Origin of the sequence: Polaromonas sp. (genome assembly GCF_013817205.1) — a bacterium.
GTDB lineage: Bacteria > Pseudomonadota > Gammaproteobacteria > Burkholderiales > Burkholderiaceae_C > Polaromonas.
Genome location: NZ_JACDDD010000006.1, coordinates 1 through 22916, shown reverse-complemented (window position 1 = coordinate 22916; position 22916 = coordinate 1). Strand labels below are relative to the sequence as shown.

At 62.5% G+C, this 22916-nt stretch carries 25 protein-coding genes; 15 read left to right on the top strand and 10 right to left on the bottom strand.

All coding sequences use genetic code 11. The annotated features are described in order from the left end of the window. Positions 1-45 precede the first annotated feature (45 nt). Genes H0W47_RS02500 through H0W47_RS02490 form a run of 3 tightly spaced genes read left to right on the top strand, consistent with a single transcriptional unit; the run spans position 46 to position 2851 of the window. Positions 46-1098, top strand: coding sequence for an alcohol dehydrogenase catalytic domain-containing protein (locus H0W47_RS02500; protein ID WP_296920229.1), 1053 nt, complete (start codon positions 46-48; stop codon positions 1096-1098). Next, on the top strand, positions 1095-1859 hold the full coding sequence (locus H0W47_RS02495; protein ID WP_296920226.1) for a DUF4286 family protein: 765 nt from the start codon (positions 1095-1097) through the stop codon (positions 1857-1859). The genes H0W47_RS02500 and H0W47_RS02495 overlap by 4 nt, the downstream gene beginning before the upstream one ends. After that, complete coding sequence (locus H0W47_RS02490) at positions 1856-2851, top strand: tripartite tricarboxylate transporter substrate binding protein (RefSeq protein ID WP_296920223.1); 996 nt, start codon at positions 1856-1858, stop codon at positions 2849-2851. The genes H0W47_RS02495 and H0W47_RS02490 overlap by 4 nt, the downstream gene beginning before the upstream one ends. Positions 2852-2948: 97 nt before the next feature. Here the strand turns inward: H0W47_RS02490 and H0W47_RS02485 are convergent, their stop codons facing one another. From H0W47_RS02485 to H0W47_RS02470, 4 genes are all read right to left on the bottom strand, one after another. Next, complete coding sequence (locus tag H0W47_RS02485; RefSeq protein ID WP_296920221.1) at positions 2949-4154, bottom strand: MFS transporter; 1206 nt, start codon at positions 4152-4154, stop codon at positions 2949-2951. A gap of 13 nt (positions 4155-4167) precedes the next feature. Then, positions 4168-5262: a chorismate synthase gene (gene aroC / locus H0W47_RS02480; RefSeq protein ID WP_296920218.1), complete on the bottom strand. Its 1095-nt coding sequence runs from the start codon at positions 5260-5262 to the stop codon at positions 4168-4170. 91 nt (positions 5263-5353) lie between these two features. Further along, positions 5354-7051, bottom strand: a complete 1698-nt coding sequence (locus H0W47_RS02475; protein ID WP_296920215.1) for an ATP-binding protein — start codon at positions 7049-7051, stop codon at positions 5354-5356. Between the two features lie 406 nt (positions 7052-7457). After that, the gene (locus H0W47_RS02470) at positions 7458-7922 is read right to left on the bottom strand and encodes a CBS domain-containing protein (protein WP_296920212.1); all 465 of its coding nucleotides are present in this window, start codon (positions 7920-7922) and stop codon (positions 7458-7460) included. A gap of 180 nt (positions 7923-8102) precedes the next feature. Between H0W47_RS02470 and H0W47_RS02465 the strand changes: the two genes are divergently transcribed. Together H0W47_RS02465 and H0W47_RS02460 are read left to right on the top strand one after the other, a co-directional pair. Further along, positions 8103-9407, top strand: a complete 1305-nt coding sequence (locus H0W47_RS02465) for an O-acetylhomoserine aminocarboxypropyltransferase (RefSeq protein WP_296920209.1) — start codon at positions 8103-8105, stop codon at positions 9405-9407. An 85-nt stretch (positions 9408-9492) separates the two neighbouring features. Continuing rightward, positions 9493-10311, top strand: coding sequence for an alpha/beta hydrolase (locus H0W47_RS02460; RefSeq protein ID WP_296920207.1), 819 nt, complete (start codon positions 9493-9495; stop codon positions 10309-10311). A gap of 26 nt (positions 10312-10337) precedes the next feature. On the opposite strand, the gene H0W47_RS02455 is transcribed toward H0W47_RS02460, so the two are convergent. Next, a complete protein-coding gene (locus H0W47_RS02455; RefSeq protein WP_296920204.1) occupies positions 10338-10841 on the bottom strand; it encodes a hypothetical protein in 504 nt (167 codons plus the stop codon). A 253-nt stretch (positions 10842-11094) separates the two neighbouring features. On the opposite strand from H0W47_RS02455, the gene H0W47_RS02450 reads away from it, so the two are divergent. Beyond that, positions 11095-12378 (top strand): cytochrome P450, encoded by a 1284-nt coding sequence (locus H0W47_RS02450; protein WP_296920202.1) that lies wholly within the window; start codon positions 11095-11097, stop codon positions 12376-12378. Positions 12379-12427: 49 nt separating this feature from the next. Next, positions 12428-12772: an Mpo1-like protein gene (locus H0W47_RS02445; RefSeq protein WP_296920199.1), complete on the top strand. Its 345-nt coding sequence runs from the start codon at positions 12428-12430 to the stop codon at positions 12770-12772. Positions 12773-12838: 66 nt separating this feature from the next. Here H0W47_RS02445 and H0W47_RS02440 read toward each other — a convergent pair whose 3' ends face one another. Next, a complete protein-coding gene (locus H0W47_RS02440; RefSeq protein WP_296920195.1) occupies positions 12839-14053 on the bottom strand; it encodes a YihY family inner membrane protein in 1215 nt (404 codons plus the stop codon). A gap of 47 nt (positions 14054-14100) precedes the next feature. Here H0W47_RS02440 and H0W47_RS02435 point away from each other — a divergent pair, with 47 nt between their 5' ends. Genes H0W47_RS02435 through xth form a run of 8 tightly spaced genes read left to right on the top strand, consistent with a single transcriptional unit; the run spans position 14101 to position 19013 of the window. Then, the gene (locus tag H0W47_RS02435) at positions 14101-14496 is read left to right on the top strand and encodes a DUF2069 domain-containing protein (RefSeq protein WP_296920194.1); all 396 of its coding nucleotides are present in this window, start codon (positions 14101-14103) and stop codon (positions 14494-14496) included. After that, positions 14493-15914: an FAD-binding oxidoreductase gene (locus H0W47_RS02430; protein ID WP_296920191.1), complete on the top strand. Its 1422-nt coding sequence runs from the start codon at positions 14493-14495 to the stop codon at positions 15912-15914. The genes H0W47_RS02435 and H0W47_RS02430 overlap by 4 nt, the downstream gene beginning before the upstream one ends. A gap of 27 nt (positions 15915-15941) precedes the next feature. Then, complete coding sequence (locus H0W47_RS02425; RefSeq protein ID WP_296920188.1) at positions 15942-16181, top strand: type II toxin-antitoxin system CcdA family antitoxin; 240 nt, start codon at positions 15942-15944, stop codon at positions 16179-16181. A 2-nt stretch (positions 16182-16183) separates the two neighbouring features. Beyond that, complete coding sequence (locus tag H0W47_RS02420) at positions 16184-16498, top strand: CcdB family protein (protein ID WP_296920185.1); 315 nt, start codon at positions 16184-16186, stop codon at positions 16496-16498. A gap of 1 nt (position 16499) precedes the next feature. Continuing rightward, positions 16500-17330 carry a thymidylate synthase gene (locus tag H0W47_RS02415; RefSeq protein WP_296920182.1) on the top strand — a complete coding sequence of 277 codons (831 nt, stop codon included), beginning with the start codon at positions 16500-16502 and terminating at the stop codon, positions 17328-17330. Positions 17331-17338: 8 nt separating this feature from the next. Further along, a complete protein-coding gene (fosX, locus tag H0W47_RS02410; RefSeq protein ID WP_296920179.1) occupies positions 17339-17743 on the top strand; it encodes a FosX/FosE/FosI family fosfomycin resistance hydrolase in 405 nt (134 codons plus the stop codon). Beyond that, positions 17740-18234 carry a dihydrofolate reductase gene (locus H0W47_RS02405; protein WP_296920176.1) on the top strand — a complete coding sequence of 165 codons (495 nt, stop codon included), beginning with the start codon at positions 17740-17742 and terminating at the stop codon, positions 18232-18234. The genes fosX and H0W47_RS02405 overlap by 4 nt, the downstream gene beginning before the upstream one ends. Continuing rightward, complete coding sequence (gene xth, locus H0W47_RS02400) at positions 18231-19013, top strand: exodeoxyribonuclease III (protein WP_296920174.1); 783 nt, start codon at positions 18231-18233, stop codon at positions 19011-19013. The genes H0W47_RS02405 and xth overlap by 4 nt, the downstream gene beginning before the upstream one ends. A 50-nt stretch (positions 19014-19063) precedes the next feature. Here the strand turns inward: xth and H0W47_RS02395 are convergent, their stop codons facing one another. From H0W47_RS02395 to H0W47_RS02380, 4 genes are all read right to left on the bottom strand, one after another. Further along, positions 19064-19327 carry an HNH endonuclease signature motif containing protein gene (locus tag H0W47_RS02395; protein WP_296920171.1) on the bottom strand — a complete coding sequence of 88 codons (264 nt, stop codon included), beginning with the start codon at positions 19325-19327 and terminating at the stop codon, positions 19064-19066. A gap of 143 nt (positions 19328-19470) precedes the next feature. After that, a complete protein-coding gene (ntrC, locus tag H0W47_RS02390; RefSeq protein WP_296920168.1) occupies positions 19471-21009 on the bottom strand; it encodes a nitrogen regulation protein NR(I) in 1539 nt (512 codons plus the stop codon). Positions 21010-21063: 54 nt separating this feature from the next. Then, positions 21064-22155, bottom strand: coding sequence for a nitrogen regulation protein NR(II) (glnL, locus tag H0W47_RS02385; protein WP_296920165.1), 1092 nt, complete (start codon positions 22153-22155; stop codon positions 21064-21066). A 36-nt stretch (positions 22156-22191) separates the two neighbouring features. Next, positions 22192-22713 carry a hypothetical protein gene (locus tag H0W47_RS02380; RefSeq protein WP_296920162.1) on the bottom strand — a complete coding sequence of 174 codons (522 nt, stop codon included), beginning with the start codon at positions 22711-22713 and terminating at the stop codon, positions 22192-22194. Positions 22714-22916 lie beyond the last annotated feature (203 nt).

The window sequence follows — 22916 nt, the reverse complement described above, 5'->3', positions numbered from 1 at the left end:
ACAGCATTCGACACTCGGTCATCTTCTCCACCGGCGTGACCCCTGATGCAATCCCTTCGCAAACTTCAACCAGGCCCCGGCCTGCAGCTCCAGGATATTGCGCGCCCGCCGCCGCCCGGCCCGGGCGAGGTTCTGCTGAAGGTTCGGTCCGCCGGCGTCTGCGGCACCGACCTTCACATTGATGAATGGACAACCAGCTACCACTTTGTAGCGGCCGCGCTGCCGGTCACCGTGGGCCACGAGTTCAGCGGCGAGGTTGCCGCCCTGGGCGAAGGGGTTGACGGCTTGGCGCTGCAGCAGCTGGTGGCGGTACGGCCCTCGGTGGTGTGCGGCAGTTGCGAAGCCTGCCTGGCGGGCCAGCCCGACGCCTGCGTCACGCGGCGCGGCATCGGCGTCACGCGCGACGGCGGCTTTGCTTCCTGGGTAAACGTGCCGGCGCGCAACTGCGTGCCCATACCCGCGGGCGTGGACGCTGAAGTGGCCGCCCTCACCGAGCCGCTGACCGTGAGCCACGAAGCCGTGCGCACCGGCGGTGTTCGGGCGGGCGATCGCGTGCTAGTGCTCGGCCCCGGCAACATCGGCCAGGGTATTGCCCTGTTCGCGCGCGCTGCCGGTGCGCGCGAGGTGGTGGTGGCCGGCCATGGCGATACCGCACGGCTGACCGTGCTGAAAAAAATGGGCTTCAACACCCTGGTTGATTTTGCGGGTCTGGGCATGGAACAAGGTCTGGCGCCTTATCTGGAGGAAGGCAAGTTTGATGTGGTGATCGAAGCCACCGGCGCTGCCGCCGTGATCGGCCCCGCGCTGCGGGCTCTCAAAACCCACGGCGTTCTGGTCATCACCGGCATCCACGCGGCGCCGGTGCCGATTGACCTGACGGCGCTGGTTCGCCAGCACCAGCAAATCCGCGGCTCCTACCGCGCGCCGGAACAGGCCTGGTCCGAGGTGGTGGAATTCATGCGCCACCACCAGGAAACCCTGCGCCACATGATCACGCACCGCCTGCCGCTGGCACAGGCGTACGAAGGCTTTGCGCTGGCACGCAGCAAGGTCGCCACCAAGGTTCTGGTGCAGCCCGAGCCTGAAGGCGCTGCATGACACACCCCGGCGCACAGGCCTTTCTGGCTTTGTGGAACAGCATCAGCAGCAAGCAGTTGCTGCCGGAGTACGACGCCTGGCACACGCTGGAGCACGTACCCGAGCGCGTGGGCCTGCCGGGCTTCATCGAAGCGCGGCGCTACCGCTCGCATGATGCTGACGGACCACCGGGGCAAGCGCCCCGCTACTTCACCTGCTACTGGCTGGCGTCCACCGCGGCCCTGGCCAGCGCGCAGTACCGTGAGGTGTTCACCCACCCCACGCCCTGGTCGGCCCGCATGCGCACCGAGCTGCGCGACTTTGTGCGGCTGCCTTGCACGCTGTCAGGCAGCTGCGGCCAATCGACCGCAACTCAGCTGGCCACCGTGCATCTGCGCAGCGATTCCGCACGCTTCTCCGCGCAGGCTGCTTCTGTGCTGGAGGGCCTGGTGAATCGGGGCCACATTGTCTGCGCTCAATGGGGAACTGTCGAGGCTTCTGATGGTTTTCCGATTGCCAACCGTGCGGATGCAGCCGCGGCCACCAGCCCCGGCACAGACTTCGTCGTGATGCTGCAGGGCCTGGAACGTGGCGCCCTGCAGGCCCGCACACACGAGCTGCTGCAAACGCTTGCGCACGTCGCCGCGCCGGTGTCGGTACCCGCCTTTTTCGAGCTGCAAAGCCAGGTCCGACAGGACGAGCTGGCCAGCCCCCTGAGCACGCGCCAACCGGCACGCCCGCATCTGTTTCAATCATTCAAAACACCAGGAGACAAACCATGACCAACCGCGTAAAACCTGCCTTCATCACCCGCACCGGACTGACCCTGATGAGCCTTGCGCTGCTGCCACTGGCAGCCATTGCGCAAGCACCTGCTGCGTGGCCCAGCAAGTCGGTGCGTATCGTCGTGGGCTACCCGGCCGGCTCGTCACCCGACGTGCAGGCGCGCCTGCTGGCCGAGCCGCTGTCCAAAGCCTTGGGGCAGTCCGTCATTGTGGAAAACAAGCCCGGTGCAGGCGGCAACATCGGCGCCGATCTCACGGCCAAGGCTGAAGACGGCCACACCATCGGCGTCATCGGCAACGGCCCGCTGACCAGCGCCAAATTTCTCTATGCCAAGCTACCCTACGACCCGCTGAAAGACCTGGCGCCCATCGCCCTCATAGGCGCGGCCCCGCTGGTCTGGGTCGCTCCCAAAGCGATGGTCACGGGTTCAGCGGCGGACTTCATCAAGCAGGCCCGCGCCAGCGGCGACAAGCTCGCCTACGGCTCCATCGGTGCCGGCTCGGGCGGCCACCTGGCGATGGAACTGGTCAAGGAAGAGCTGGGACTCCAGCCCCTGCATGTGCCCTTCAGTGGCGGCCCGCCCATCCTCAATGCCATGATGGGCGGACAAGTGCACATGACGCTGCTGCCGGGATCAACCGTCATGCCGCTGGTACAAGCAGGCAAGCTCGCCGCGGTGGCGGTGACTTCGGCCAGGCGCAGCCCGCTGGCGCCTGATCTGCCCTCGATGCAGGAGATCGGTGCAAAAACCACCAACATCGAAGTCTGGAACGCGGTCATGGCTCCTTCCGGCATGCCGGCGGCTCATCGGGCGCGCCTGAGCAGCGAACTCGGCAAAATTCTCGGCTCGCGTGAGATGCGGCAAAAGCTTTTTCTTCTGGGCTGGAAAGCTGAAGACAACTCCCCTGCCGCACTGGCGCAGAGAATGAAAAGTGACACGGCCATCTATGGCGAGTTGATTGCAAAAAAGGCGATCAAGCTCGATTAAGCACCACGCCCGCGAGCGATTCGCTATTATTTCTGTAGCTGCTGGTGCCCGTCAATAAAGGGCTGCACGCCTAAAAGGCTTAAAAACTTTTGATTTTTTAGGAAGCGGCAGCTTCGAGACTGCGCTGCAGCCGCCAAGCCACAAAGGCGCAAGCCGTGGCCATCAGGCTGACCACGGTGCAGGCCCAGTACACGCTGACCAGGCCAAAAGCCGAACTCAACAGCCCACCCGCGAGTCCGCCCAGCACGCCCGGCATGCCATAAGCCACCACCACGTAGAGCGCCTGCCCCCGGCCGCGCAGACGCCCGGGGAAATGGTGCGACAGCAAGGCGATGCACACCGTGTGGTGGGTCGCAAAGGTCAGCGCATGCAGCATCTGCGCAAACACCAGCACCGCCAGCACGCCGGCATAGGTGGCGGTCAGCCCCATGCGCAAGGTCGTGGCGGCAGCGCAGATCACCAGCCAGCCGGTCAGGCTGAATTTGGGCAGCCAGCGGCCCTGGGTGTAGAACCAGCCTATCTCGACCACCACCGAAACCGCCCACAAGATGCCGATCATGGCCTTGCTGTAGCCAATGCTGTCGAGGTACAGCGAGAAAAACACATAGATGCCGATATGCGCCAGCACATGGAAAAACGCCGCCGCAAAAAACCATTGCACTGGGCGCAGGCGCAATATCGGCAGCACCGGCACTTTCTCTTCATGCGGGTTGACGGCCTCTTTCAGATTGGGCAGACACCAGACGCTGACCGTCACCGCCAGCAGCGACAGAAATGTCCAGGCCGGGAAGTGCCTCATGCCGAACCACTCGAACCAGGCGCCCGCCGCAAACACCGTCACCAGAAAACCCAGCGAACCCCAGAGACGCACCCGCCCATAGCGCCGCGCATCGAAGGCGCCGCCCTGGCTGATCAGGTGCGCCATGGCCGCCTCACTCATGGGCATCATGGCGCTGGTGTGGGTAAACATCACCAGCAGCACCGCCGTCAGCCACCAGATGCCGAAGCGTGAATCGAAGTCCAGCCACAGGCCACAGGAGCTGATCAACGCCACGGTCGCGCCGTAACGCAGCAGCTTGACACGCTCTCCGGTGTGGTCACTGAGCGCACCCCAACCATAGGGCGCAAACAGCCGTGTCGCTGCCTGCACCGAGGTCAGCAGGCTGATCGCCAGGATGCTGAAGCCCAGCTCCTTGAGCCACAGCGGCAGGTAGGGATTGAAAAACCCGATGTGGGCGAAGTAGCTGGCCGACAGCGCCGCAAACGGCACCAGCTGGCGGCGCCGTGTGGCGGCTTCGGGCATGGTCAGCGCCGGCTTAGGCTGCGCCGTTGATGGCCCGCATCGGTGACACCACATCGCCGCACTGCGCGCGGTGCCGCAGGGCGTGGTCCATCACTACCAGCGCCAACAGGGCTTCGGCAATCGGCGTCGCGCGTATGCCGACGCAGGGGTCGTGCCGGCCCTTGGTGATCACGGACGTCGGCTGGCCGGCCATGTCGATCGATTCGCGCGGCGTCAGGATGGAGCTGGTCGGCTTGATGGCGATGGAGACTTCCAGGTCCTGCCCGGTGCTGATGCCGCCCAGCACACCGCCAGCGTTGTTCGACTTGAAGCCTTCGGGCGACAGCGCATCGCCATGCGTGCTGCCGCGTTGCGTGACACTCGCAAACCCGGCGCCGATTTCCACACCCTTGACCGCGTTCAGACCCATCATGACAAAGGCGATGTCGGCGTCCAGCTTGTCGAACAGCGGCTCGCCCAAACCCACCGGCATGCCACTCGCCGTCACGCGGATGCGCGCGCCGCAGGAGTCGCCGCCCTTGCGCAGCTCATCCATGTAGGCTTCGAGCTTTGAGACATTGGCCACCGGGGCGAAGAAGGGATTGTTCGGAACATGCTCCCAGGATTCGAAAGCAATCGGCAGGTCTCCGACTTGCGTCATGCAGCCGCGAAACGTTGTGCCATATTTTTCCTTGAGCCACTTGCGCGCTACTGCACCGGCCGCCACGGTGGGCGCCGTCAGCCGCGCCGAAGAACGTCCGCCACCACGCGGGTCGCGGATGCCGTACTTCTGCAAATAGCTGTAGTCGGCATGGCCGGGCCGGAAGGTGTTGAGGATGTCACCATAGTCCTTGCTGCGCTGGTCGGTGTTTTTGATCAGCAGGCAGATCGGCGTGCCGGTGGTTTTGCCCTCATACACGCCCGACAGGATCTCCACCGCATCCGGCTCGTTGCGCTGCGTGACGAACTTGCTGGTGCCAGGACGGCGCCGGTCCAGCTCGACCTGAATGTCCGCTTCGTTCAGGGCCATGCCCGGCGGGCAGCCGTCAATCACACAGCCAATGGCCGGGCCGTGGGATTCACCGAAGTTAGTGACTGCGAATAAGGTGCCGAAGGTGTTGCCGCTCATGGGGGAGATTATCCCAGATGGTTTCAGAGTGGAAACGCGGCCGCGGGCCGGGACGGGATGCTTCCCCTATCGCAGGATCGGGCTCCCACAGTCAACCGCCCTGCAGCGGCAACGCAAAGTGAAACACCGCGCCCTCACCCACCTTGCCCTCCGCCCAGAGACGCCCGCCATGCCGCATGATCACGCGGCGCACCGTGGCCAGGCCGACGCCCGTGCCTGCAAACTCCTCGTCGCCGTGCAGTCGCTCGAACACCTCAAAGAGCTTGTCGTAGTAAGCCATGTCGAAGCCGGCGCCGTTGTCGCGGACCGAATAAATCGCTTCTGCATCTTCCACGCGGCCGCTGATCTCGATCAGCGGGCTGGCGACCCGACTGCTGTACTTGAACGCGTTCGAGAGCAGGTTGATCCATACCTGACGCAGCAGCGCCGGGTCAGCTTGCGCATCCGGCAAGGGGCCGAGCGCGATGGCAGGCTGCGGGGTGTCCGGGCCTGAGCCGGGCATCTCGGCGGCCACCTGCGCGACCAGTGCGTTCATGTCGACCCGGGTTTTGGCGACCTCCTGCAGGGTCAGCCGTGAAAACGTCAGCAGGTCCTCGATCAGCCCGGTCATGCTTGTCACTCGGGCACGGATGACAGACAGGTAGTGCAAGCCTTTTTCATCCAGTCGATCAGCGTAATTTTTCTCCAGCAGACCGGCATAGCCGGCAATAACGCTGAGCGGTGAGCGCAGATCGTGTGAGGCCGCCGAGGTAAAACTCTCCAGGCTTTTGTTGGTGGTTTCCAGGTCATCGACGCGGATTTTCAGCGCGGCATGCAGCGTGGCAACCATTTTTTCAAGGTCTCTCCTGACGGTAATGTCTTCTGAGATGCCCAACACGTGCGTGGGCTCTGCGCCGTCGCCAAAAACCGGCACCTTGCAGGTGTGCAGCAAGCGCGGACCATTGGCCCCCGACAAAAGCCGGTCTTCCGGGATGTCTTCGAGAAGGCCGCTTGCCAGAACCCGCCGGTCCTGCGCGGCAAAGTTGTCGGCTTCTTCTTTCGAAAAAATGTCGTGCACGCATTTGCCAATTATTTCCTCACGCGGCCTGCCCACCATGTCTTCTTCGGCGCGATTGACACGCACGTACCTGAAGTGGGTCGCGTCTTTGATGTAAACGGCCGCAGGAATGTGCTCGATCATGGAGTCCAGGAAGCGGTTGGACTTCAGCACTTCCGCCGTGCGCTCCCTGAGCAGCTCCCGGCTTTCGGTCAATTCATCGTTGCGTTGCATGGCCGCGTCGTAGGTGGACATCAGCAGATTGAGGATCTGGGTGCGGCTGGCGGTGATGTGGTGGCGCTCACCATGGAAGAAGATTTCCGCCGGTGCGCTCGCCTCCGGCGCCTGGTCGATGTCACGGGTGCTCAGCGCGTGCTCCACCCGCGCCAGCATGTGGCTTCTTTCATAGGGTTTGATGACGAAGCTGTCGGCCCCACACTGCAGACCCAGCAGCACCTCATTGGGGTCCACCAGACTGGTCACGAGGATTACCGGAATCTGGCGCAGCGCCGGGTCGACCTTGATCTGGCGACACAGTTCGTAGCCGCTCATTTCGGGAATTTTTACCCCGCTGACGACCAGAGCAGGCAGCAGGCTGGTGGTCATTTCCAGTGCGGATCTCCCGTTGTCGGCGATGCTGACCCGGTAGCCCTCCTCCTCGAGGATGTGGCACAACATCTGGGCCTGCGCCAGGATGTTCTCGACGACCAGGACGTGTCTTGGCGAGGTGTTGCCGGATCCATCAGCAGGCATTTTTTCTCCCCGTAGTACCAACTCTGAGCTGCACGCAATATATGCACCAAATATTACTTGCTCTGCGATATTTGTCTATCAAGGCCCTGTTTTTCCCTTCGATCGGCCATTCATTCACGGGGTCCAAGGTCATGAGGGAGATGGCCCGTCAATATGAGCCCCCGCAGCGCCAATGATTCAGGGCTTTTGGAGCCGTGTTTCTCTGCAGGGTTCTTGTCATCGCCGAAACAAGTCACGCAAAACGGAGACCAGTTGCATACTGGTCGGCGGGGTAAAACCTTGCGGCGACTTCATCGACTTTGATCGTCTGCCGGGTCCCGCCGTGCAGCCGGACAGACACTCAAGATAGCGATCACCCGGTTCCGCGCCACCCGGCAAACAGGGCATTCAGCACGGCGAATCTGCTTCAGAGCTTGGTATCTTGCGTCTCGTCTTCTTCAGAAGGCCAGTCGCGGATATAGGCCTTGAGCATACGGTTCTCGAAGTTCTGGCCGTCGACCACGGCCTTGGCCACGTCGTAAAACGAGATCACGCCTTCGAGCACCTTTTTGTTGAGCACCGGCATGTAGCGCGCATGGCGGCCCAGCATCATGCGGCGGACTTCGTCGATTTCGGTCTCGGGGGTACAGGTCAGCGGCGCGTCGTCCATGGCGGTACGGACCAGGGTGGCGCCGATTTCTCCGCCATTTTTGACGATGCACAGAATCACTTCACGGAAGGTCAGCATGCCGACCAGATCGCCGTGGTCCATCACGACCAGCGAGCCGATGTCTTTCTCGGCCATGATCTCCGCAGCCTTGGCCAGCGGTTCGTCGGACTTGACGGTGTACAGGGTGTTGCCTTTGACGCGCAGGATATCAAGGACTTTCATGGGGCGCTCCTCTGGTGTTTTTCTCTGCAGTCTGCAGGTTTCCCCCCGGTGCCGCCCGGGGACAATTCAGTTCAAATATAGCCCACAATGCCCGGGCAAGCCATCGTGATTTGTTTCAGGGTGCTTGCCGCTTCCTCTTTTTGAGCGGGCAGCTTCCCACCCACGACTACTGGAGACCCCATGTCTGGCTACTCTGACCCGGGCTTTGACACGCTGGCTTTGCACGCCGGCGCTGCGCCCGACCCGGCCACCGGTGCACGCGCCGTGCCCATCCACCTGACCACGTCTTTTGTTTTCGAGTCCAGCGACCATGCGGCCAGCCTGTTCAACCTGGAGCGCGCGGGTCACGTTTACTCGCGCATCAGCAACCCGACCAACGCGGTGCTGGAGCAGCGGGTGGCTGCACTCGAAGGCGGCATCGGGTCCATCGCCACCGCCAGCGGCCAGGCGGCGCTGCATTTGTCGATTGCCACGCTGATGGGCGCTGGGTCCCACATCGTGGCCTCTACTGCGCTCTACGGCGGCTCGCAGAACCTGCTGCATTACACGATGCGGCGCTTCGGGATTGAGACCACCTTCGTCAAACCCGGCGACATCGACGGCTGGCGGGCGGCGGTCCGGCCCGAGACCAAGCTGTTTTTTGGCGAAACCGTCGGCAACCCGGGGCTGGATGTGCTGGACATGCCGACTGTCTCGGCCATCGCGCATGAGGCCGGGGTGCCGCTGCTGGTGGACTCGACCCTGACCTCGCCATGGCTGATCAAGCCCTTCGAACACGGCGCCGACCTCGTGCATCACTCTGCGACCAAGTTCCTGAGCGGCCACGGCACCGTGATAGGCGGCATTGTGGTTGACGGCGGCAGCTTCGACTGGGACGGCCCCAGGTCAGCAGGCAAGTTTGCCGAGCTGAACCAGGCTTACGATGGCTTTCACAACATGGTCTTCACCGAGGAAAGCACGATCGGGGCCTTTTTGTTGCGCGCGCGCCGCGAAGGCCTGCGCGACTTCGGCGCCTGCATGAGCCCGCACACGGCCTGGTTGATCCTGCAGGGCATCGAAACCCTGCCGCTGCGCATGGCACGGCACATGTCCAATACCGAGAAAGTCGTGGCTTTTCTCGCCAGCCACCCGCTGGTCTCGCGCGTCGGCCACCCGATGCTCGAATCGCACCCCAGCCATGCACTCGCGAAGAAACTGCTGCCACGCGGCGCAGGCTCGGTGTTCAGCTTCGACATCAAGGGAAATCGCGAGCAGGGCAAGGCATTTATCGAAGCGCTCAAAGTCTTCAGCCACCTGGCCAATGTGGGCGACTGCCGCAGCCTGGTGATTCACCCTGCCAGCACCACCCACTTCCGCATGAGCGACGAAGCGCTGGCGGCCGGCGGCATCAGTCAGGGCACGATTCGGTTGAGCATCGGGCTCGAAGACCCGGACGACCTGATTGACGACTTGAAACGTGCGCTCAAAGCTGCGGAGAAGCTATGACCCCCCACGTTCATCACTTCGTGTATTCACTGCCCCCTCGAGGGGGTGCATGTCGCCCTAGAGGCGGCTCGTCGGGAGACATGGCATGATCCTCACCGTCAACGGCCACACTACCTACTGCTACACCGGCGGCAAGCCATTCGATGCTGCCAAACCGACTGTGGTCTTCATCCACGGCGTGATCAACGACCACAGCGTCTGGATATTGCAAAGCCGCTACTTGGCCCACCATGGCTGGAACGTGCTGGCTGTGGATTTGCCCGGCCACTGCCGGAGCGAAGGCGAAGCGCCGTCCAGCGTCGAGGAAGGCGCGGATTTTGTCGCCGCCCTGCTCGATGCAGCCGGGGTGCAGCGCGCGGCGCTGGTCGGCCATAGCTGGGGCTCGCTGATTGCGCTGGAGGCAGCCGCGCAACTGAAAGAGCGCATCAACCACCTGGTTCTGGTCGGCACGGCCTTCCCCATGAAGGTGTCTGCCGCGCTGCTGGACGCCGCGCTGAACCAGCCGATGAAGGCGCTGGCGATGGTCAACATCTTCTCGCGCAGCACGCTGGCGCCGCCGCCCTCGGCTCTCGGCCCGGGCACCTGGGTGCATGGCGCCAGCATGGCGCTGGGCCGGCGCGTGATCGCCAGCAACACCCAAGTCAATGTGTTCCACCGCGGTTTCAAGGCCTGCGACAGCTACGCCAACGGCGACACCGCCATCACGCAGATCACCTGCCCGGTTCTTTTCCTCCTCGGGGCGCAGGACCAGATGACGCAGGCCAGGGCCGCGCAGCTGCTGATTGACAAGGCCAAAGCCAGTGGCAAAACCGTGAAGCTGGTCAAGGTGCCGGTCGGGCACCACCAGATGACCGAGTCGCCGGAAGAAACACTGTTCGCGATGCGCGACTTCCTGCAGGCGTGAGCGGCCGGCTCGGACCGGCGGGCCTGTTATTTCTCGACGATTTTTTGCGTGACGGGCAGGCCCGTAGCCCTGTCCTCGATCCAGATAGAAGACACGCCCTTCTGCAAGACGCCCTTCACAAGATATTTGCCCCCGGGTTCGGGCTTGAAATCCACGACGCCCGATACCGAGAAGGACGTGCCCCGAATGTCGCCCACAATGGCCCGCATATTGTCGATGTGAATGTGTGAGCCTACAAGCTTGACCTTCTGGGGGGCGGCAAGGACAAGCCGGGAAACCGCCCGCGTGGTCAGCGAGGTTCTCCATCCGGACCTTTCGGGGCCCGACGCGCGAAAACTGCTGTGAATCTCGCGGCCATCCAACTCCGTGATCGCAAAGATTTCGGATTTCATTCCATCGCCGGGACGCACGGAGTCAGCCACCTCGGCAACCGCGCCTGTATACCCTTCAGGTACTGGCTGATACATCGCGCAACCCTGCAAAACAAGCGCAACAAACAGGCCGCCTGTAATTTTCAATGTTCTATTCATCTTTCCCTCGTTGTTGTTTCGTGAACGTGGCTTGGCGCCACCGCGCTGACTATAAGTGCAACAACGCCGGCCCCGTCAGCCATGTCAGCCATGTCAGCCATGTCAGCCATGTCAGCCATGTCAGCCATGTCAGCCATGTCAGCCATGTCAGCCCCGTCAGCCCCGTCAGCCCCGTCAGCCCCGTCAGCCCCGTCAGAATTCACGGATGCCCTATGCCGCGTCAAGTCCTTCCCCTTTTTCAATCACACCCGCCATGAGCGCTGCGCGCGCACGCGACATCGCCGGCACGCTCGACCTGCGCGCCCTGCCCGCTGACTTCTACGCCAATCCCTACCCGGTCTATGCCTGGCTGCGTGAAAATGAACCGATGCGGCAGATGCCCGATGGCTCGTACTTTCTGACACGTTACGCCGACATCGTGGCGGTGTACCGCGACGCGCAGACCTTCAGCTCGGACAAAAAGGTGGAGTTCACGCCGAAGTACGGCGAGGGCGCGCCGCTGCTGGAGCATCACACCACCAGCTTGGTGTTCAACGACCCGCCACTGCACACGCGCGTGCGCAAGCTCATCATGGGCGCGCTGACGCGCCGTGCGATTGCCGATATGGAGCCCGGCCTTGTCACCCTGGTGGACGGGCTGCTGGATGCCATCGATGCCAAAGGCGGCGGCGATCTGATCGAGGACTTCGCCTCGGCCATCCCGGTCGAGATCATCGGCAACCTGCTGGGCGTGCCACATGCCGAGCGCGGCCCCTTGCGCGACTGGTCGCTGGCCATCCTGGGCGCGCTCGAACCGAAGCTCACACCCGAACAGGAAGCACTGGGGAACCGCAGTGTCAACGAATTCACGGCGTATCTGAAGACGCTCGTCGCGGAGCGCCGGAAACACCCAGGCGATCCTGAACATGATGTGCTCACGCGGCTGATTCAGGGCGAAAACAACAAGTCGCCCGAGGGGCTGGTCGCCGGCGAAAAACTCAGCGAAACCGAACTCCTGCAAAACTGCGTCTTCATCCTCAACGCCGGGCATGAAACCACCACCAACCTGATCGGGAATGCGCTGGTGGCGCTGCAGGAGTGGCCGGATGCGAAGGTCCAGCTGCTATCAAAATTGCAGCTATCGGCGCAGGCGGGACAAGGGCCAGAGGCCGATTTGACTACTGAAATCGACGAGTTCCTGCGGTTTGAGTCCTCCAACCAGCTCAGCAACCGCCGTGCCGTCAAGGCCTGCACGGTCGGCGGCGTGGACCTGCCCGAAGGCACGCTGCTGACGCTGTGCATAGGCGCGGCCAACCGGGACCCGGCGCAGTTTGCGCACCCCGAGCAACTGGACCTGACGCGTGAGAACAACCGCCACCTGGCCTTCGGTTTCGGCATCCACCAGTGCGCGGGCCTGAGCCTGGCACGGCTTGAAGGTCGCATCGCCGTCGGGCATTTTTTGCGGCGTTTTCCGGGTTACGCGCTGAGCGAGGCGCCGACGCGCGGCGGCCGGGCTCGCTTTCGCGGCTTTCTGAAGGCTCCGTTTTCCGCTACTTGATGCCTGATAGCCGCTGTGGCTATCATGGTGAATCATCCGGAGACAAGTCATGAACGCAGCCAGCCCCGCAGCGCCAGCCACGCCCGTCGACGCCAAAGCATTCCGAAGCTTCGCAGAGTTCTACCCCTTCTACCTGACCGAACACAGCGACCGAACCTGCCGTCGCCTGCACTTCGCAGGCTCCAGCCTGTCGCTACTCTGTCTGGCGACGGCGGTGGTCACGCGCAACCCCTGGTGGTTGCTGGCGGGGCTGCTGTGCGGCTACGGTTTTGCGTGGGTCGGCCATTTCGCCTTTGAGCAAAACAGGCCCGCCTCCTTCAAGCGCCCGCTTTACAGTTTCATGGGCGACTGGGTCATGTACAAGGACATCTGGACCGGCAAGGTGAAGATCTGAGGGCGGCCTTCCTCCCCGCGCGACCCAGCCAGGCACGCAAGCGGTGCGACGCCTATGCTATCAATTTCATAACACGTCACGCAGGCGCAGCAAGGGGAAGCGGCCGTTTTCCCATAAATTTTCCATGGTCGGATCGCGGCTCAGCAGCAACTTCGCCATCAGCGGCTCCAGCGGTGTGGTCCCCGGGTCGGCCAGAAGCAGGTAGCGCGACTCCTTCTCGTCCTCGGGGTCGGTCAGCTGGCCTATCCAGTCCAGCGACATCAGGGTCTCCAGCACGGGTTCGAGTTGCAGCACGTCCACCTGCAGCGCCTTCGCGAGTTCCGAGCCTTCCAGCCCGATGCGGGTGGTGCTGCGCGCCTGGTGCAATTGTTGCAGCAACTCGACAGCCAGCTGGAACTGCCAGCCGTGCGCACTGCCACGGCGCGCCACACCGGCCAGCAGGCTGGGCAGGTAGGCGGCAATCACCGCGCCCAGCAGCACAATGACCCAGGCCACATAAATCCAGACCAGCAAAATCGGCAAGGTGGCGAAAGCGCCGTACACCAGCGAATAGGTCGGCACGCTGCTCAGATACAGGCTCAACAGCTTTTTGGCAAGCTCGATGCCGGCCGCGACAAACAGCCCGCCGGCCCAGGCATGGGCCCAGCGCACATAGGTGTTGGGCACGTAGCGATAGAGCGCCGCCATGGCTCCGGCCAGCAGGAAGAACTGCAATACGTCCAGCAACATACGCAACCCACCTGGCATCGCCCCCACCACGCCACGCGAACCGGAAAACACAGATGAGGTGACGGCCAGGCTGGCGCCCAGCACCAGCGGGCCCAGGGTGATGGCGGCCCAGTAAATCAGTACGCGCTGGGTCAGCGGGCGTGGTTTCTTGACGCGCCAGATGCCGTTGAGCGTGCGGTCTATCGTCAGGATCAGCGCAATCGCGGTCACCAGCAGCACCGCCAGGCCGGCCGCCCCCAGCTTGCTAGCCTGGGACGAAAACTGCGTCAGGTAACCGAGCACCTGGCGCGAGATGTTGTCCGGGATCAGGCTGTTGACTAGCCAGAGCTGCAGCACGCCCTGCAGCTTGGAGAACATGGGAAACGCCGTGAAAATCGCCAGCGCCACCGTAAAAAATGGCACCAACGCAATGCTGGTGGTAAAGGTCAGGCTGCTGGCCGTCAGGCCCATGTGGTCGTCACGAAAACGCTGGCGCAGGGTCCAGGCCGTGTCGCGCCACGGAAAGTGCGAGAGGTCCGTCAATAACTGCTGCAAAGGCTGCTGAAATGGCATCCCCGGTATCATGCCATCGACCCCGCGCATATGAAGACCTCTCCCTCATGAACAAAACCTTGCAAATCGACGCCACCCGCTGGCTGGCCCTGGGCAGCCTCGGCGGCCTGATCGTGCTTGGCCTGGCCTGGGAGCTGTGGCTGGCGCCGATTCGTCCAGGTGGCTCATTGCTGGCGCTCAAGGTACTGCCCCTGTGTATCCCACTGGCCGGCCTGTTGAAGAACCGGATGTACACCTACCGCTGGCTCAGCCTGATGGTCTGGCTGTACTTCACCGAAGGCGCGGTGCGCGCCTGGAGCGACAAGCCCCCCGGCAACTACCTGGCGATGATCGAGGTCTTGCTGTGCCTGCTGCTCTTCATCGCCTGCGCGCTGCATGTGCGCATACGACTGAAAAACGCCCAAAACCCGACCCTCCCAGAACCGAAAGCCCAGATACCGTGAGCACAAACAACGAACTGATTGAGTCGCTGCGCCAGATCGTCGGCGCGTCCAACGTGCTGACCGAGGGCGATCTGACCGCCTGGGTGCAGGACTGGCGTCGGCGCGAAACCGGCAAGGCGCTGGCTGTGGTGCGTCCCAGCTCGACCACAGAAGTCGCCGCTGTGGTCAAGGCCTGCGCTGCCGCGCGCGTGAGCATGGTGCCGCAGGGCGGCAACACCGGCATGGTGGTCGGATCAACGCCCGATGCCAGCGGCACGCAGGTGGTGCTGAGCCTGACCCGCATGAACAAAGTCCGCAGTCTCGATGCCGGCAACCTGACCATCACGGTGGACGCCGGTTGTGTGCTGCAAAACCTGCAGGAAGCCTGCGAGAAAGCCGGCTTTTTATTCCCGCTGAGCCTGGCTTCGGAAGGCAGTTGCACCATAGGCGGCAACCTCGGCACCAATGCCGGCGGCACGCAGGTCGTGCGTTACGGCAACACGCGTGAACTGTGCCTGGGCCTGGAAGTCGTCAACGCGCAGGGCGAGATCTGGGACGGCCTGACCGGCCTGCGCAAGGACAACACCGGCTACGACCTGCGCCACCTGTTCATCGGCAGCGAAGGCACCCTGGGCGTGATTACCGGCGCGACCATGAAGCTCTATCCCCTGCCCAAGAGCCAGCTCACCGCCTTTGCGGCTGTGCCCTCGCTCGAAGCCGCAGTGCAGTTGCTCGGGCTGGCGCATGAACATCTTGGTTCTGGCCTGACCGGTTTTGAAGTGATGGGCCAGTTCCCGCTGAGCCTGGTGGCCAAACATTTCCCGCAGCAACGGGTGCCCTTCTGGCAGGAGTCGGAATGGTGTGTGGTGCTGGAGAACTCCGACAATGAGTCCGAGGAACATGCACGTGCCTGTTTCGAGCGCCTGTTGGAAGCTGCCATGGAGGCCGGCTGCGTGGCCGATGCAGTGGTTGCCGAAAGCATGGCGCAAGCCCACGCGCTGTGGCACATCCGCGAGAGCATTCCGCTGGCGCAGGCCGAAGAGGGCCTGAACATCAAGCACGATATTTCGATTAATGTCTCGCGCATCCCCGAATTCGTGGCGGAGACCAATGCTCTGCTGTTGCAGCGTTTTCCCGGCGCGCGCCTGGTGGTGTATGGGCACCTCGGCGATGGCAACCTGCACTACAACGTGCAAGCGCCCGAGAACGAAGATCAGGCGCGTTTCCTGAACGAGCAGGAAGCACCCATGAATGCGCTGGTCTATGAGGTGGTGGACCGTTACCGCGGTTCGATCTCAGCCGAACACGGCGTCGGCAGCCTCAAGGTCGACTCCCTGCCCAAGCACAAATCGCCGGTGGCGCTTGGAATGATGCGCGCCATCAAGCAGGCGCTGGACCCCGAAAACCTGATGAATCCAGGGCGGCTTCTGCGCATATAATATGCGCATGATTCATGGAGGTAAGCCATGCTGAAATTTGAAAACGCCCCTAAAAAAGCCACCAATCTGTCGCTCAATGCCAGGGTGCTGGAAATGGCGCGCGAGATGGGCATGAATGTCTCCCAGACTGTTGACGCACTACTTGCCGCCGAAGTCAAACGTCGCTACTGGGAGCGATGGAACGAGGATAACAAGGAAGCGATTGCGGAATACAACGCGCGCATTGCCCGTGAAGGCCTGCCGCTGGCCAAATACCGCAGCTTTTGACCATGGCAAGGTTTGACGTTTATGCGCACCCTGTCGTTGCCATGCGCAAATTCACTCCTTTTCTGCTGGACGTGCAGAATGATTTCATCGACGGTCTCGATTCCCGCGTCGTCATTCCGCTCCGGTCCGCCGCCTTGTACCGCATACGGCTGCGCGACTTGAATCCTGCATTCGAGATCACTGACAAGCCTGTAGTTCTCGACACGGCAGCCCTCGCCGCATTCCCCGCCCGTGAGTTGGTCAAACCAGTAGCTAATCTGGAAAGACAGCAAGAAGAAATCGTGGCCGCAATGGATTGCCTGTTTGGAAGCTACTGACATGACGACCCGCCCCATCCGCTCCCAGTACGAAGAGTTCATGCGCCATGTGGACACGCACGGCGTGTTCAAAGCCGACCGCACCGGCACCGGCACCAAAAGCGTGTTCGGCTACCAGATGCGGTTTGATCTGAACGAAGGTTTTCCGCTGGTCACCACCAAAAAGGTCCACCTCAAATCCATCGTGCATGAATTGCTCTGGTTTCTGCAGGGCTCCAGCGACAACAACTGGCTCAAGGAGCGCGGCGTCACCATCTGGGACGAATGGGCGCGCGAAGACGGCGACTTGGGCCCGGTGTATGGCGTGCAGTGGCGTAGCTGGCCAACGCCAGACGGTGGCCACATCGACCAGATTGCCGATGTCATCAAGACACTCAAAACCAACCCCGATTCACGCCGCATCATCGTCAGCGCCTGGAACGTGGCTGATCTGTCCAAAATGGCTTTGATGCCCTGCCATGCCTTCTTCCAGTTCTACGTCGCACCTGGCGAAAACGGCCAGCGCGGCAAGCTCAGTTGCCAGCTCTACCAGCGCAGCGCCGATATTTTCCTGGGTGTGCCCTTCAATATCGCCAGCTATGCGCTGCTCACCCACATGGTCGCGCAACAGTGCGACCTGGACGTCGGCGACTTCATCTGGACCGGTGGCGACTGCCACATCTACAGCAACCACGCTGAACAGGTGGCGCTTCAACTGAGCCGCCAGCCCTTCCCCTACCCGACCCTGAACATCAAGCGCTTGCCCGACTCGATTTTTGACTATGAATTCGAGGACTTCGAGTTTGTGGATTACCAGCACCATGCGGCCATCAAAGCGCCAGTAGCCGTCTAAGACCGTTCATGCCTGTTCAGGGTGTCAGCCACATCACCTTCATCGTGCGGGATCTTGGTCGCATGGCGAGCTTTTTGTGTGAAGGTCTGGGGGCCCGGGAGGTCTATGACAGCAAGTTGAAAAACTTCTCGCTGGCACGTGAAAAATTCTTTGTGCTCGGTGACACCTGGCTGGCGGCCATGGAAGGCGAGCCACCAAGCGAACGCAGTTACCGGCATCTGGCATTGAAAGTTGAAGTAGGCGAACTGCCGGGTTTTGAAGCCCGGCTGCGTGCGATAGGATCGGAAGTTCGCCCGGCCAGGCCGCGTGTACCCGGCGAAGGCGAGTCGCTTTACTTCTACGATTTCGACAACCATCTGTTCGAGCTGCACACAGGAACACTTGAAGAACGTCTGAGGCAGTACCAGGCATGACCTCTCCACGCATCAACCTCATCTACGCGCGCGCCGCCAACGGCGTCATCGGCAAAGACGGCACCATGCCTTGGCACTTGCCGGAAGACCTGGCGCACTTCAAGCAGCTGACCCACGGCTGCCCCGTCATCATGGGCCGCAAGACCTGGGACTCGCTGCAGCCGAAATTCCGCCCACTGCCCGGCAGAACCAACATCGTGATCACGCGCCAGACTGACTGGCAAGCCGAAGGCGCCACGCGCGCCGGCAGTCTTGAGGAGGCTCTGGCACAGGCCAGCCCCGCGCCGGAAATCTGGGTGATTGGCGGTGCGCAGATCTACGCACAGGCTGAACCACTGGCCAGCCGTGCCGAAGTTACCGAGATTGCGCAGGACTTTGACGGTGACGCTTATGCGCCCACCCTGGGCCCAGCATGGCGCGAAATCGCGCGCAGCACAGGTGTGTCCGCCAAGGGGCTAGCCTTCACTTTTGTCACGCTGGAGCGCCCATGAAAATCGCCACCTGGAACGTCAACTCCCTGGCCGTCCGCCTGCCGCAGGTGCTGGACTGGCTGGCTGCCAACCCGGTCGATGCGCTGTGTCTGCAGGAGCTCAAGCTCAGCGACGACAAGTTTCCGCTGCAGGCGCTGGCCGACGCCGGTTACCAGAGTGCGGTTTTCGGGCAGAAAACCTACAACGGCGTGGCCATTCTGAGCCGCACGCCGGCACGCAATATCGTGAAAAACATCGTCGGCTTTAGCGACGAGCAATCGCGGGTGATCGCCGCCACCCTTGACACGCCGCAGGGCGAGTTGCGGCTGGTCAACGGTTATTTCGTCAACGGTCAGGCGCCTGGCACCGAAAAATTTGAGTACAAGATGAAGTGGCTGGCAGGTCTGCGCAACTGGCTCGGCCAGGAGCTGGCGGCGCAGCCCAGACTGGTGCTGGTCGGTGACTTCAACATCACCTTCGACGACCGCGACACTTACGACGCCGAAGGCCTGCGCGAAACCATTCACCACACCACCGAGGAGCGCGAGCATCTAAAGGCCTTGCTGGCCTTGGGCCTGCACGACGCCTTCCGCCTGTTTGAGCAGCCGGAGAAAAGTTATTCCTGGTGGGACTACCGCGAGTTCGCCTTTCGCCGCAACCGCGGCCTGCGTATCGACTACATCCTGGTCAGCGACGTGCTCAAGCCGCTGGTGCAAAGCTGCGCGATCGACAAGCTGCCGCGCAAAAACGAGCGCCCCAGCGACCATGTCCCGGTTGTTGTACACCTCGATTTGCTATAAATAGCATAGCTGCTCACGCCCACCCGACGTGGGCTGATGGCCGATTTCATTCACACACCCCGGGCAACCCGACCCGGTGACTCGGCAGAGCCGGGAACCACGCCTTTCGCATGGCGCTGGCTGTTGCAAAGCTCGTGGCTGATCGCCAGGTTATCGGCGTGGCTGTTGCCACCTTCGCTCAGCGGGCGGATGTGCTCCAGCGTAGCAGCCGCCGGCAACACATGCTCACCACAGACCCAGCACGGAACTTTGCCATGCAGCTGGCGCGCCACGGTTTTGTAGATCTTGTCGCGGGTCAGGGATAAGCGGCTCATGGCTGGACTTTAACCGCCGAAATCCAGCATCGACTGAAACCCGCTCTGTTCAAGCAGGGGCCGCGGATCTGGCTTTGCCAGTCCGCAGGCGCAGCGCCCCCTTGGGGGGCAGCGACTACACGTAGTGAGGAGCGTGGGGGCCTTTATTCAAGATTCAATTCCTGAATTTTTCGTGTGATGGTGTTGCGGCCTATGCCCAGTTTTTGTGCGGCTTCGATGCGGCGGCCACGCGTGCTGAGCAACGCCGTCTGGATCAGCCTGGACTCGAAACGCCGTGTCAACACGTCCCAGACGTCGCTGCGGCCGGTTGCCAGCAGGGCCATGGCCTCGGCTTCCAGGCCACTTTCCCAGGTGCCGCCCTGCGGAGGCAAGCCCGGGTCCGCTGGCGGCAGGGTCGCCTTCTCAGCAGGCGCGGAATCCATCGCCACACCGCCCTCCGGTGGCAACGCTGCATGGCGCACCACCGCACCGCTTTCAACCAGTACCGGCGCGGGTGTACGCAGCGGCTCGGGCGCGGCATCTAGCACCTCGGGCGGCAAGTCCTTGGCCTCGATCACCTGCGCCGGCGCCATCACGGTCAGCCAGTGGCAAATGTTCTCGAGCTGGCGCACATTGCCGGGGAAGCCAAAAGTGCTGAGCTTTTGCAGGGCGGCATCGGAAATGCGCTTGGGCTCGGCCACACCGAGTTGTTTGGCGCTTTGCTGCAGGAAGTGGCGCGTCAGCATGAACACGTCTTCGCGGCGCTCGCGCAGCGCCGGCAGGCGCAGGCGGATCACGTTGAGGCGGTGGAACAAATCCTCGCGGAAACCGCCTTCCTTGACACGCTGCTCCAGGTCCTGGTGTGTGGCGGCAATCACGCGCACATTGGTCTTGACGGCGTTGTGGCCGCCGACGCGGTAGAAATTGCCGTCGGACAGCACCCGCAGCAGCCGCGTCTGCAAGTCAAATGGCATGTCGCCGATCTCGTCGAGAAACAGTGTGCCGCCGTCGGCCTGCTCAAACCGGCCGCGGCGCATGGTTTGGGCGCCGGTGAAGGCGCCGCGCTCGTGACCGAACAGCTCGGACTCGAGCAGGTCCTTGGGGATGGCCGCCGTGTTGATGGCCACAAAGGGACCGTTGGCGCGTGGGGAGTGTTTGTGCAGCGCGCGCGCTACCAGTTCCTTGCCGGAGCCGGACTCGCCGGTAATCATCACCGTGACATTACTCTGGCTGAGCCGGCCGATGGCGCGGAACACGTCCTGCATGGCCGGCGCCTGGCCCAGCATCTCGGGCGTGGCGGCCATGCGCTCCTCGGCCACTTCCTCGCGCTGGCTTTCCTCGACGGCGCGGCGGATCAGTTCGACCGCCTTGGGCAGGTCGAAGGGCTTGGGCAGGTATTCAAAAGCGCCGCCCTGAAACGCCGACACCGCGCTGTCGAGGTCGGAAAACGCCGTCATGATGATGACCGGCAGGCCGGGGTGTTTTTCCTTGACGGTGGACAACAGGTCCAGGCCCGAGCCGCCGGGCATGCGGATGTCGCTGACCAGCACCTGCGGGCCATCGTCGTCGGTGGCGGTGTCCAGCGCCGCGAGCAATTCGCGCGGGTTGGTGAAGCTGCGGGTCGGCAGGCCTTCGCGCAACAAGGCCTTTTCCAGCACAAACCGGATGGACTGGTCATCATCAACAATCCAGATCGGTTTCATGTTTTTTTATCCCTTGGTACGGCGACCGGTTATCCATCAACAATCATGAGGGTTTCAAGGCAGAGGTATCAGCATCTTGAAATCCGTGCGGCCGGGGACGCTGTCGCACTCGATCAAGCCGTGGTGTTGCTGAACAAAGGTTTGCGCCAACGTCAGCCCCAACCCGGAGCCACCCTCACGCCCCGAGATCAGGGGATAGAAGATGCGGTCCTTGATGGAGTCCGGAACGCCCGGTCCATTGTCAATAACATGCAATTCCAGTGCCAAGCGATAACGCTGCTTGCCAAAAGTCACCTGGCGCGCGATCCGGCTCTTGAAACTGATCTGCGCATCACCGGCCGCAATGCGCTCGGCCAGCGCCTGCGCAGCGTTGTGGGCAATGTTCAGAACCGCCTGGATCAGTTGCTCCCGGTCCCCGCGAAAGTCGGGGATGGAGATGTCATAGTCGCGCAGCACGCGCAGGCCCTTGGGAAACTCGGCCAGGATCAGCGAACGCACACGCTCGCAGACCTCATGGATATTCACGTCACCCACCAAGTGCGGCCGGCGGTGCGGCGCCAGCAGGCGGTCCACCAGAGTTTGCAGGCGGTCGGCCTCGTGGATGATGACCTGGGTGTATTCGGTCAGCTCTTTGGATTCAATCTCCATCTGCAGCAGCTGCGCCGCGCCGCGAATGCCGCCCAGTGGATTCTTTATTTCATGGGCGAGATTGCGGATCAGTTCCTTGTTGGCCTGGGCCTGGTCAATCAGCCGCTCCTCCCGGTCCTGCTTGGCCTGCTGCTCCAGCGGCAACAACTCGACAATCGCTTCACCCGGGGTGTCGGTCTGGGCCACCACCACATGGACCGGCATGGGCTCGCGGTTCAAGGGCTTGAGCCAGGCGTCATAACGCAACGTCGCAAACTCGTTGCTGCCCGCGCCTTCCAGCGCGTTGTGCAGAATAACGGGTTCGGTGAAACAGTCAGGTAGCAGGGAGCCCTCAATGGTCCTGCGCGAGATACCCAGCGCGTCTTCGAGTGCGGCATTGGCAAACACCACCACACCGTTGGTGCGCACGACGGCCACAAGAGTGGCCAGCAGGTCAAAGGACTGGAAGCGGGGGAACGCCGCAGTGGCGGCAGCGTGTGTGGGATTGGGCTTTTTCAAGCCTGCTATTCTGACCCAGAAGAGCCGGCTGCGGGCTTACTGGCGCACGGTGGGGCCAGGCAGACGCCCGATTTCCCGCTTGAGGCCGGCAATGTCGCTTTCGTTGCGGGCAATGCTTTCCTTCATCTCCGCCACGCGATCTAGGTAGCGCTGGTAGTTGCGGCCTTCAATGCCCTGCTTTTCAGGCTCGCCGTTTTTGAATTCCTTTTGCTGCTCGGCGAGCCTGGCCTCGGCCTTGCGAAGTTCTGACTCCAGAATGGCGCGGGTGTCGCTGTCGCGTGCGCGCTGCTCGGCGCTGCCTGAAGCCGGAGCGGCCTGCACGGCAGCCGCCACACGCACGGGCGCCGGCCGGCTGGCTTGCGTGCCTTGCACCACCGTGACGTTGCCGCCATCGATTTGCTTGCAGCCGCGTGCCTGCGCATCTCTGGCGTTATTGATGTATTCGGGCGCGGCGCCAGCTGTTGCGGCACAGCGGTAGATGCGCTCCTGCGCGACGGCGGAGCCAGCAACTGCGGCCAGAAGCCCGATGGAGATTGAAAGAAGTACTGTAGGTTTCATGCGTAACCCCAAGTGCCTGTTAAGGCTTTGACGGTCTGCCAGTATCCTGCAAAGGGTAAGAAAAAGCAAAATCCTGCAAGCTATAACCCTGCGGCCGAATAAAAAAGGACGGCCTGAGCCGTCCTTTTTTGACCACACACTGTGGAAAGTTAAGGGGTATCCACTTAGCTCCACTAAGCGGATTCTGTTGTTTCCTGGGTCGA